Here is a 10,164-nt window from a genome sequence, read left to right on the forward strand (position 1 = left end):
AGACTTGTGAACTCCCCTGTACCGCCAACCGCCGGCTTGCATTCCCTCGCCACCGATCGGGTCGGGAATCTGATTCAAGGCATGGCCGCGCTATTCTGGCTGCCGCAGGCGGCATTGCTGGCGTGGGCGGTGCAGCGTCTGGGTCGTGGCGACGGATTCGTCGCGGTCGTCATCCCGGCGGCGGGGATCCTGCTCCTGGGTCTGTTGCGGGCCGCGTGCGAGGCCTGGGGTGCGCGTCAGGTCTATGCGGCGGCGCGTGCCGGGCTTACAGCATTGCGTGCGGATGTGGCTGCGGCGCTCTCCGCGCGTTCACCGATCGATCGCAGTCGCCCGGCATCGGGCCTCGCAGCCAGCGTGATCGCCGAGCAGGCTGAGGCGGTGGTGCCCTATCTCGTGCGCTACGGGCCGGCCCGCTGGCGCGCCACGGTCGTGCCTGTCGTGATCGTCATCGCTGTCGCATTCCAGTCGTGGCTCGCTGCATTGATCTTGCTGATCGCTGCCCCGCTGATCCCCATCTTCATGGCCATCGTCGGCTGGCGCGCGAAGGCTGCAAGCGAAGCGCAGATGGTCGAGATGGGCGGCATGAACGCCTTCCTGCTGGATCGTCTTCGAGGCCTTGCGACCCTGCGTGCGCTCGATGCAGTCGATGCCACCGCGGAGCGCCTCGGCGAAGCCGCCCAGAACCTGCGCGTGCGCACGATGGCGGTGTTGCGCATCGCCTTTCTCTCGTCCGCGGTGCTCGAGCTGTTCTCGGCACTGGGCGTCGCGATGGTTGCGGCCTACGTGGGCTTTCATCTGCTTGGCACGTTCGAATTCGGCACCTGGGGTCGGCGATTGACGCTCGGCGAAGGAATGTTCGTCCTTCTGCTTGCCCCTGCGTTCTTCGAGCCGTTGCGCGATCTGTCGGCCGTGTGGCACGACCGAGCAGCAGGCGAGGCCGCGCTGCGTTCGCTCGATGAGCTTTCGGCAGAGGGTGTGCCGCTGCCCGGTGCGGCGGTTTCCCCGCCTTCGCAGCCGAGGGGCGTTTCCACTGCGCCGACGCTGCGCATCCGCGATCTGCACTACGCGCAGCCGGGCGGCGATGTTCTGTTCGAGCGCTATGAGCTGCGCGTCGCCGCGGGCGAACATGTCGCGTTGATGGGGCCGAGCGGTTCGGGCAAGACCGCGTTGCTGAGCCTCGTCGCCGGACTGGTACGGCCCCAGCACGGTGAGATCGCCATTGGCGGAACGCTGTTGAACGACCGCACGGCGGCCGCCTTGCGCGCGCGCATCGCATGGATGGGGCAGAGGCCGCATGTGTTCGCCGGTTCGGTGCATGCCAATGTGGCGCTGGGGCGCACCGGTGTGCAGACGAAGGATGTCGAAGCCGCCATGCAGTTCGCCGTGCTCGAAGACGTAGCGCAGGCACATCCGGGCATGTCGCTCGGTGAGGGCGGCAGTGGTCTTTCGGGCGGCGAGGCGGTGCGACTGGCGCTTGCTCGCGTGGCCGTGCACGCGCATGCCGATCTGCTGCTGGTGGACGAGCCGACAGCGCACCTCGACACCCAGACCGCCGAGCGCGTCGCCGATGCCCTGATCGAACTCGCGCGCGGCAAGACCCTCATCGCCGCGACACACGATCCCATCCTGGCCGCGCGCATGCACCGCACGATCCGCCTCGATGCCGTACCACGTCAGGAGGCTGCATGAAGCTCTGGCGCGATCTTCGCTCGGTCCTGGTGCCGTTCGTTACCGCACAGCCGAAGCAACTCGTGCTGGGTGCTGCACTGGCTGCATTGACCGTGCTCATGGGCATGGCGCTGCTCGGGCTCTCGGGCTGGTTCATCACCGCCACCGCGCTGGCCGGACTGAATGCGGCGACCGCGATCCGCTTCGATGTGTTCATGCCTTCCGCCGGCATCCGCCTTCTCGCGCTGGGCCGGACGGCTTCGCGCTACGGCGAACGGCTCGTGACGCATGACGCGACCTTCGGTGTGTTGGCTGCGCTGCGCGAACGCCTGTTTCGCGGATGGGCGCAACCGGGCGCTGCCCGCCAACTGCTTGCGAGGCCATCGCGCCTGCTGTTTCGGCTGACTGCGGACATCGATGCGCTCGAAGCGTTCTACCTGCGCATGCTGGTGCCCGCGGGGGCCGCGCTCGCGGCAGCGATGCTTGCGGGCGTGGTGCTCGGCGCGATGAGCGCATGGATGGGCATCGTGCTGGCCCTGTGGTTGCTCGCTGCCGGGTGGGGAATCGCCATCGTGACCGCGGCGCGTGCACGTCCTGCTGCGGTCCGTCGGGCCCAGGCGATGGAGGCACTGCGCGCCCGCGCGGTGGACCTTGTGGCGGGCCAGACCGAACTGGTCATGGCGGGCAGGATCGACGCGCAGCGTGAATCGCTGGCCGCGGCCGATCGCCATCTCGCGCAGGCCGACATGCGGCTCAACCAACTCGAAAGCAGCGCCGGCGCGGCCTACGGCATCGCCGGCACGCTGACCTTGGTCGGTGTGCTGCTCGCTGTGGGTGCGTTGGCGGGCGAGGGCGCCATCGGTGCGCCTGGCGCGGCGCTGGCGTTGCTTGTCGCCCTCACCGCGATGGAGCCCTTCGCCGCCTTGCGTCGTGGTGCGCTGGAAGCGGGGCGCGCGTGGTTGGCCGGCCGACGTCTTGCGCCTCGCATGGCGATGCCCGATGCGAAGGCGCCGGCCCAGTTCGGCGAAGACGAGACAGCGCTGCGTTTGCATGATGTGCACACAGCTCACAACGGCAGTCGCGTGCTCGCACTCGATGGCGTCTCGCTGACCGTCGCACGCGGCGAGCGCATCGCGCTGATCGGTCCTTCCGGCGCGGGCAAGTCGACGCTGCTTTCCGTCATCACGGGCGACATCGCGCCCCAGACGGGTGCGGTGCATGTGCAAGCCCATTGCCTGCTGACCCAGCGCACGGAACTCTTCCAGGACAGCCTGCGCGACAACCTGCGCCTCGCCGATCCCGCAGCGAACGATGCGCGCCTGCTCGCCGCGTTGTGGGCCACAGGCCTCGCACAAGACGTACGCGCCATGCATGGTGGCCTCGACACCCGACTTGGCGAAGGCGGTCTCGGGCTCTCGGGCGGCCAGTCGCGCCGCCTCGCACTGGCCCGACTGTTGCTGCGCGACGTACCTGTCTGGCTGCTGGACGAACCCACGGAAGCATTGGACACTGCGACCGCGCACGACGTACTGCAACGCCTTCACGCCCAGGCCAAGGGCCGCGCTCTCGTGATCGCGACCCACCTGCGCCGCGAGGCCGCGCTCGCGGATCGATTGATCTGCATGCAGCAGGGCCGCATCACGGCCGACCTCGTGCGCGGCACGCCGGCATTCGACGCGGCGCTGAGCGCGCTACGGCCCGACTGAGTTCAAGGATTCGCAAGAACACGAAAGGAACCCCATGGACCTCGACATCGTCGCTCTCTCACGATTGCAGTTCGCGCTCACGGCGCTCTATCACTTTCTCTTCGTGCCGCTGACGCTCGGCTTGTCCATCATCGTGGCGATCATGGAGACGGTCTACGTGATGACCGGCCGCACGATCTGGCGCGACATGACGAAGTTCTGGGGGCTGCTCTTCGGCATCAACTTCGCAATGGGCGTGGCCACCGGCATCGTCATGGAGTTCCAGTTCGGCATGAACTGGAGCTACTACAGCCACTACGTGGGCGACGTCTTCGGCGCGCCGCTCGCCATTGAAGGGCTGATGGCCTTTTTCCTCGAGGCAAGCTTCGTCGGCCTGTTCTTCTTCGGCTGGGACCGCTTGTCGAAGGTCGCGCATTTGATCGTGGCGTGGCTGGTCGCGATCGGCTCGAACTTCTCCGCGCTGTGGATCTTGATTGCAAACGGCTGGATGCAGAACCCGGTCGGCGCATCGTTCAATCCGCAGACGATGCGCATGGAGGTGACCGACTTCTTCGCGGTGCTGACCAACCCCGTGGCGCAGGCCAAGTTCGTGCACACGGTGTCGGCGGGTTACGTGGTGGCGTCGATCTTCGTGCTCGGCGTGTCGGCCTGGTATGTGCTCAAGGGCCGGCATCTGCAACTGGCAAAGCGCTCGATGACGGTCGCTGCGTCGTTCGGCCTCGCGGCATCGCTGTCGGTGGTGTTGCTCGGCGACGAATCCGGCTACCTCTCCACAGAGCACCAGAAGATGAAGGTCGCCGCGCTCGAAGCGATGTGGAAGACCGAGCCCGCACCGGCCGCGTTCACCGCCTTCGGCTTTCCCGACCAGCGCACGCGCGAGACGCACTTTGCGGTCCACATCCCATGGCTGCTCGGCCTGATCGGTACGCGCTCGCTGACCACGGAGATCCCCGGCATCGACGAACTCGTGCATCGCGCGGAGCTCAACATCCGCGTCGGCATCTCGGCGTACGACGCGCTGCAGAAGATCCGCGAGGCGGGCAGTACGGATGCCGTTCCCGAATCGGCCAAGGCGATCTTCGAGGAGAACGGCCATGCGCTCGGCTACGCGCTGCTACTCAAGCGCTATGTCGACGATCCGCGCAAGGCGACGCCGGAGCAGGTCGCGCAGGCCGCGCTCGACACCATTCCGCCGGTGTGGCAGCTCTACTGGTCCTTCCGTCTCATGGTCGGCCTCGGGATGTTCTTCATCGTGCTGACTGCGACCTTCTTCGTGCTCTCCGCGATGCGCAAGCTCGACGCGTATCCGTGGCTGCTCAAGGTGGCGGTGTTCGCGATTCCGTTGCCTTGGATCGCGGCGGAACTGGGCTGGATCGTCGCCGAGGTCGGTCGACAGCCATGGGTGATCGAAGGCGTGCTGCCGACTGCGGTGGCGGTGTCGAACCTCGGGGCGGCCACGGTGCTGGGGACGATCCTGGTCTTCACGCTGATCTACACGGTGCTCTTCATCATCGAGATGAAGCTGATGCTGGGTGCGATCCGCAAGGGGCCGATCGAGCACTGGACGCCCCGTCGCCCCGGAACCGACCCCGAAGCAGCCGCCGTGCTGCCGCGTTCATCGCTGGCCGCCGAATGACCCCCGGAGCACGAACATGATCCTGCACACACTTCTTTCCTACGAATTCCTTCGTGTCGTCTGGTGGCTGCTGCTCGGCGTACTGCTGGTCGGCTTCGCCGTCATGGATGGCTTCGATCTCGGCACCGGCATGCTGCTGCCGTTCGCGGGGCGCAACGACCTGGAGCGCCGCGTAGTCATCAACAGCGTGGGGCCGGTCTGGGAGGGCAACCAGGTCTGGCTGATCCTCGGCGGTGGCGCGATCTTCGCGGCGTGGCCGCAGCTCTATGCAGTCTCGTTCTCCGGCTTCTACATTGCGATGTTCGCGATATTGGTGCCGCTGATCCTGCGGCCGGTGGCCTTCAAGTTCAGGAGCAAGCGGGACGATGCGGCGTGGCGCGGACGCTGGGATGCGGTCCTTTCCATCGCTGGCTTCGTGCCTTCGCTGATCTTCGGCGTGGCGATGGGCAATGTGCTGCAGGGCGTGCCGTTCCGCTTCGCGACCGACATGCACATCCACTACGACGGCACCTTCTTCGGGCTGCTCAATCCCTTTGCGCTGCTCTGCGGACTGGTGTCGGTGGCGATGCTCGCGATGCACGGCGCCGCGTGGCTGCAGTTGAAGACCGATGGCCCGGTCGCGCAGCGCGTTCGCGGCTATGGAAGCATCGCGGCGGTGCTGACCTTGGTGCTCTACGCCGTCGCCGGTGTGCTGCTCTGGAAGTTCATCGACGGCTATCGGGTGACGAGTTCGCTGCCGCCGGACGGGCCATCGAATCCTCTATTGAAGACGGTTGAAGTGCATGCCAGCGCGTGGTTCACCAACTACGCGGCACATCCGGTGCTCTACGTCGTCCCGGGGCTCGGTCTTGCCGGCGCGCTAGTGGCGCTCCTCGGCTTCCGCATGCGGGCGGAGATGCTCACGCTGCTAGCCAGCGCACTGAGCATCGCAGGGATCATCCTGAGCGTCGGCGTGTCGATGTTCCCGTTCATCCTGCCGTCGTCGGCTGACCCGCGGGCAAGTCTTACCGTGTTCGACTCGTCGTCGAGCCACCTGACGCTGTTCATCATGCTGGTGGTGACTGCGATCTTCATTCCGCTCATCGTGGCCTACACGAGCTGGATCTACCACGTGCTGCGCGGCAAGGTCGATCGCGATGCGATCCGCGAAGAACGCGGGCACGCCTACTGATCACACCCAAGAATCAAGAAGGAACAAATTCCATGTGGTACTTCGCCTGGATCCTGGGGCTGCCGCTGGCAGCAACTTTCGCGGTGCTCAATGCGATGTGGTACGAGCTGATGGATGACGAGGCAACTCGCCACGACAAGCTGGATACGCCGCACGGCGACTAGCTTGGCGTCTTCTTCCGGGAAGCGCCGGTGATCCGGTCCTTGAGGCCGAGCACCTTCGTCACGGTCGCGCCCATGCCCATGAGCTGCATCGCAGTTTCGGGCGCGAGACGCTGCACGTCGTCGAACCACTTCATGAGCCGGTCTATGAGGTCGTGCATCTCGCGCATGCGCTGCTGGGCGTGGCGCTCTTCGTCAGACGAGGGCTCTTCGAGCATGGCGTTGCGCAGCATCGAGAGCGTGGGTTCGATCTCGCGGCGGCGGCGCTCCTCGGCGAGCACGCGGAAGATTTCCCATACATCGGAGGGCGCCTCGAAATACTCGCGCCGGTCGCCCGGCTGGTGACGCAGATGCACCAGGCGCCACGCCTGAAGCTCCTTGAGGCCCATGCTCACGTTCGAGCGGGAGAACTCCAGCAGCTCGGAGATCTCGTCGGCGTTGAGCGCCCGTTCTGAAATGAAGATCAGCGCATAGATCTGCCCGACCGTCCGATTGATGCCCCATTTGCTGCCCATTTCTCCGAAGTGGGCGACGAACTGGCGGCTGAGCGGCGGGAGGGTGGATGCAGGCATCCGGCGATTTTCACGCCGAAATGCTCGAAATGCTGCACGTTCAGGAAATACTGAAAACTCACCAGGGCGTCGGCGCCGGCACCTCGCACACCGGATCGACGTCCACGCTCTTGAAGTCGGCCGGCGAGACGATCTCCAGGTATTCCATGTCGGGCGAGTAGTCGAAGAGATAGTGTCGGATGCCCGGGCGCTGATGCACCACGTCACCGGCCTCGACCAGCGTTTCCTTGTCCTCGTACATGAAGCGGGCCCACCCCTTCACCATGATCACGATCTGGAAGTCCGCCTCGTGGCGGTGCCAGCCGGTGCCCTCTTCAGGTGCCATGTTGGCCTTCACGAGGTGCGCGATCACCTTGCCGTGGGTGGCTTCCGCAATGCCCAGATCGCGGTAGAGGAAGAAGTCGCGCAGGCCGCCCGAGACGTACTCGGTATCCGCCGGCTTGACGTGGGAGAACTTCGTGTCGGTGCGATCCAGCATGAGCGTTCCTTTGAAGAGGGGATGCTGCGTCGCAGCATGCATAAAGCGTTCCTGTGGGCCCGCCCCGTCGCGGGGCGCCGACGCTGGGATAATCCGCGCCATGAGCGGCAATACCTTCGGCACCCTTTTCGCAGTCACCAACTTCGGTGAATCCCACGGCCCCGCGATCGGATGCGTGATCGACGGCTGCCCGCCCGGCATGGCCCTGAGCGAAGCGGACATCCAGGGCGACCTCGACCGCCGCCGCCCCGGCACCAGCCGCCACGTCACCCAGCGCAACGAGCCCGACGCGGTGCAAATCCTCAGCGGCGTGTACGAGGGCAAGACCACCGGCACGCCGATCGCCCTCCTGATCCAGAACACTGACCAGCGCAGCAAGGACTACGGCCAGATTGCCCAGCAGTTCCGGCCTGGCCATGCCGACTTCACCTACTGGAAGAAATACGGCATCCGCGATCCGCGCGGCGGCGGTCGTTCGTCGGCACGGCTCACGGCGCCGATGGTCGCGGCCGGCGCGGTCGCCAAGAAGTGGCTCTTCGAGAAATACGGCACCGTGTTCCGGGGCTGCATGTCGCAGATCGGCGAGATCGCGATTCCCTTCGAGAGCTGGGAGCATGTTCCGAACAACCCGTTCTTTGCGCCGATCGCCGATGTGTCGCACCTCGAGGCGTACATGGATTCGCTGCGCAAGGCAGGCGATTCGTGCGGCGCGCGGGTCCGCGTGACCGCCTCGAATGTGCCTGTGGGCCTTGGCGAGCCGCTCTTCGACAAGATGGACGCGGACATCGCCTGGGCCATGATGGGCATCAACGCGGTCAAGGGCGTCGAGATCGGCGCCGGCTTCGCGAGCGTCGCGCAGCGGGGCACCGTGCATGGTGACTCGATCACGCCGTCGGGCTTCGAGACCAACAACGCGGGCGGCGTGCTCGGTGGCATCACCACGGGGCAGGACCTCGACGTGAGCATCGCAATCAAGCCGACCAGCTCGATCATCAGCCCACGGCAGTCGATCGACGTGAACAACCAGCCGGTCGAAGTCGTCACCAAGGGCCGCCACGACCCGTGCGTGGGCATCCGCGCGACGCCGATCGCCGAGGCGATGCTGGCGTTGGTCGTCATCGAGCATGCCCTGCGCAACCGTGCGCAGTGCGGCGACGTCAATTCGCTGCCGGGCAAGGCGAACGCCGCCGAACCTTCGTCGCCGCAGGCGTCCTTCCTGTAGTGCCGGCGCCGCAGGCGGCCGGTGGCAGGGGCCATCTGCTGGCCTTTGCCGCGCTTTCGGCGAGCTATTTCGCCCACATCGGCTTTTTCAACCCGTACCTTCCGCTCTGGCTGAAGGAGCTCGGGCTGCCGATCTTCGTCATCAGTCTGCTGGCTTCGGTCCAGTCGGTCACGCGCGTCTTTGCGCCTTATGCGTGGGGCGCATTGAGCGACCACACCGGCGAGCGCGTCAAGCTGCTGCGCTTCAGCGCGGCCGTCGCGCTGGTGTCGTCGTTCGGCCTCTGGTGGAACGGCGGTCCGTGGTGGCTGGGCCTGGTGCTGCTCGTCATGTTCACGCACACCAGTTCGATGATGTCGCTCACCGAGGCGGCGATGGCGCATCTGGTGGCCGGCGACTGGGGACGCTACGGGCGCATCCGGCTGTGCGGCTCGGCGGGATTCCTGGTCACGGTTTTCTTCGCGGGCGAGTGGTTCGACCGCTTCGGTATGCGGCACTTTCCCGCGTGGGCAGCTGGCTCCCTGGCGATCGTGCTCATTGCGACGATGCGCCTGCCCGACGCGCGCGAGCCGGTCACGGCGCATTCGCATGAAAAGTTGCCGGTCGGCCCGGTCCTGCGCATTCCGGCGGTTCGCTGGTTCTTCGCGTCGCTCTTCTTCCACGTGATGTCGCACTTCGCGGTCTACGGCTTCCTGTCGCTGTACCTCGATTCGCTGGGTTACGGCAAGGGGACGATCGGGCTTCTGTGGGCGCTGTCCGTGGTGGCCGAGATTGCGTGGTTCTTCCTCCAGGGCCGGCTGCTGGGGCTGCTCGCGATGCCGCGCTGGCTGCTGCTTTGCGGCATTGCGACCGTGCTGCGCATGGGAACCACCGCGGGCCTCGGGCAATGGATCTGGGCACTGGTCTTCGCGCAACTGCTGCATGCGCTTTCGTTCGCGGCGCATCACACCACCTGCATCGCGATGGTCACGCGGCACTTTCCGGGCCGGTTGCGCGGGCGCGGACAGGCGCTCTTCACGGTGATCGGCTACGGATTCGGCGGTGTGCTGGGCGTGCTCGCAGGCGGAGCGATCGCGCAGCGCTCCGGCTATGTCGTGATGTTCGGCGTGGCCACGGCGCTAGCTGTCGTCGGCACCCTCTGCGCGTGGCGCGCGCAGAAACTCGACAAGGCCGTCTGACCGTCAGTCCAGCTCAGCCCTTCTGGGCATGTCCGCCCCGCGGCGGGAGCAGGTGATCGCGGCCGCGCGCGCGGCGAATGTGAGGAGTGCATCAAGCCGCGCCGCATCGAGCCCACCCAGTGTCTCTGGCGCGAGTGCATCGTGCTCGTCCAGCCAGGTCAGCATCGCCGCCTGGAAAGTGTCGCCGGCGCCGACCGTGTCGATGACTTTCGTCTCGGGCGTGGGCACATCGGCCTGCGCGTTGCGCGTCCATGCGCTCGCACCATTCCTGCCGCGCGTGACCGCGACCAGCGAAGCCCCTTGCGACAGCCAGCGGGCTGCAACCTGTTCCGGCGTTTCGCCCGGGAAGAGCAGGCCCAGGTCTTCATCGCTCAC

At 66.3% G+C, this 10,164-nt stretch carries 10 protein-coding genes; 7 read left to right on the forward strand and 3 right to left on the reverse strand.

Annotation, left to right across the window (positions count from 1 at the left end; translation table 11 throughout):
• The first annotated feature begins 81 nt into the window (after window positions 1-81).
• The 5 genes from cydD to cydX are packed head-to-tail and all read left to right on the forward strand — an operon-like array spanning window position 82 to window position 6,345.
• Complete coding sequence (gene cydD / locus FHW64_RS11785; protein WP_184526200.1) at window positions 82-1,689, forward strand: thiol reductant ABC exporter subunit CydD; 1,608 nt, start codon at window positions 82-84, stop codon at window positions 1,687-1,689.
• Window positions 1,686-3,374 (forward strand): thiol reductant ABC exporter subunit CydC, encoded by a 1,689-nt coding sequence (cydC, locus tag FHW64_RS11790; RefSeq protein WP_184526202.1) that lies wholly within the window; start codon window positions 1,686-1,688, stop codon window positions 3,372-3,374. The genes cydD and cydC overlap by 4 nt, the downstream gene beginning before the upstream one ends.
• 34 nt (window positions 3,375-3,408) lie before the next feature.
• Entirely contained in the window at window positions 3,409-5,010 is a 1,602-nt protein-coding gene (locus FHW64_RS11795; protein ID WP_184526204.1) for a cytochrome ubiquinol oxidase subunit I, read from the forward strand.
• A 16-nt stretch (window positions 5,011-5,026) separates the two neighbouring features.
• Window positions 5,027-6,181: a cytochrome d ubiquinol oxidase subunit II gene (gene cydB / locus FHW64_RS11800; RefSeq protein WP_184526206.1), complete on the forward strand. Its 1,155-nt coding sequence runs from the start codon at window positions 5,027-5,029 to the stop codon at window positions 6,179-6,181.
• 32 nt (window positions 6,182-6,213) lie between these two features.
• A complete protein-coding gene (gene cydX / locus FHW64_RS11805; protein ID WP_184526208.1) occupies window positions 6,214-6,345 on the forward strand; it encodes a cytochrome bd-I oxidase subunit CydX in 132 nt (43 codons plus the stop codon).
• On the opposite strand, the gene FHW64_RS11810 is transcribed toward cydX, so the two are convergent.
• Together FHW64_RS11810 and FHW64_RS11815 are read right to left on the reverse strand one after the other, a co-directional pair.
• Window positions 6,342-6,914: a GbsR/MarR family transcriptional regulator gene (locus FHW64_RS11810; protein WP_184526210.1), complete on the reverse strand. Its 573-nt coding sequence runs from the start codon at window positions 6,912-6,914 to the stop codon at window positions 6,342-6,344. The two genes, cydX and FHW64_RS11810, sit on opposite strands and share 4 nt — an antisense overlap.
• A 58-nt stretch (window positions 6,915-6,972) precedes the next feature.
• Window positions 6,973-7,392 carry a cupin domain-containing protein gene (locus FHW64_RS11815; RefSeq protein ID WP_184526212.1) on the reverse strand — a complete coding sequence of 140 codons (420 nt, stop codon included), beginning with the start codon at window positions 7,390-7,392 and terminating at the stop codon, window positions 6,973-6,975.
• A 100-nt stretch (window positions 7,393-7,492) separates the two neighbouring features.
• On the opposite strand from FHW64_RS11815, the gene aroC reads away from it, so the two are divergent.
• Together aroC and FHW64_RS11825 are read left to right on the forward strand one after the other, a co-directional pair.
• Window positions 7,493-8,614 (forward strand): chorismate synthase, encoded by a 1,122-nt coding sequence (gene aroC / locus FHW64_RS11820; protein WP_184526214.1) that lies wholly within the window; start codon window positions 7,493-7,495, stop codon window positions 8,612-8,614.
• Window positions 8,614-9,789 (forward strand): MFS transporter, encoded by a 1,176-nt coding sequence (locus tag FHW64_RS11825; RefSeq protein ID WP_184526215.1) that lies wholly within the window; start codon window positions 8,614-8,616, stop codon window positions 9,787-9,789. The genes aroC and FHW64_RS11825 overlap by 1 nt, the downstream gene beginning before the upstream one ends.
• Window positions 9,790-9,792: 3 nt before the next feature.
• On the opposite strand, the gene FHW64_RS11830 is transcribed toward FHW64_RS11825, so the two are convergent.
• The coding region (locus FHW64_RS11830) for a PfkB family carbohydrate kinase (RefSeq protein WP_260303746.1) at window positions 9,793-10,164 on the reverse strand (372 nt) is incomplete at its 5' end.

The sequence above is a fragment of the Variovorax sp. Sphag1AA genome (assembly GCF_014192575.1).
GTDB lineage: Bacteria > Pseudomonadota > Gammaproteobacteria > Burkholderiales > Burkholderiaceae_C > Variovorax.

Bases quoted from the DNA above. Each gene is read 5' to 3' on its own strand.
- cydD (WP_184526200.1), top strand. From the start codon at position 82: ATGGCCGCGCTATTCTGGCTGCCGCAGGCGGCATTGCTGGCGTGGGCG.
- aroC (WP_184526214.1), top strand. From the start codon at position 7,493: ATGAGCGGCAATACCTTCGGCACCCTTTTCGCAGTCACCAACTTCGGT.
- cydB (WP_184526206.1), top strand. From the start codon at position 5,027: ATGATCCTGCACACACTTCTTTCCTACGAATTCCTTCGTGTCGTCTGG.
- FHW64_RS11810 (WP_184526210.1), bottom strand. From the start codon at position 6,914: ATGCCTGCATCCACCCTCCCGCCGCTCAGCCGCCAGTTCGTCGCCCAC.
- cydC (WP_184526202.1), top strand. From the start codon at position 1,686: ATGAAGCTCTGGCGCGATCTTCGCTCGGTCCTGGTGCCGTTCGTTACC.
- cydX (WP_184526208.1), top strand. From the start codon at position 6,214: ATGTGGTACTTCGCCTGGATCCTGGGGCTGCCGCTGGCAGCAACTTTC.
- FHW64_RS11795 (WP_184526204.1), top strand. From the start codon at position 3,409: ATGGACCTCGACATCGTCGCTCTCTCACGATTGCAGTTCGCGCTCACG.
- FHW64_RS11815 (WP_184526212.1), bottom strand. From the start codon at position 7,392: ATGCTGGATCGCACCGACACGAAGTTCTCCCACGTCAAGCCGGCGGAT.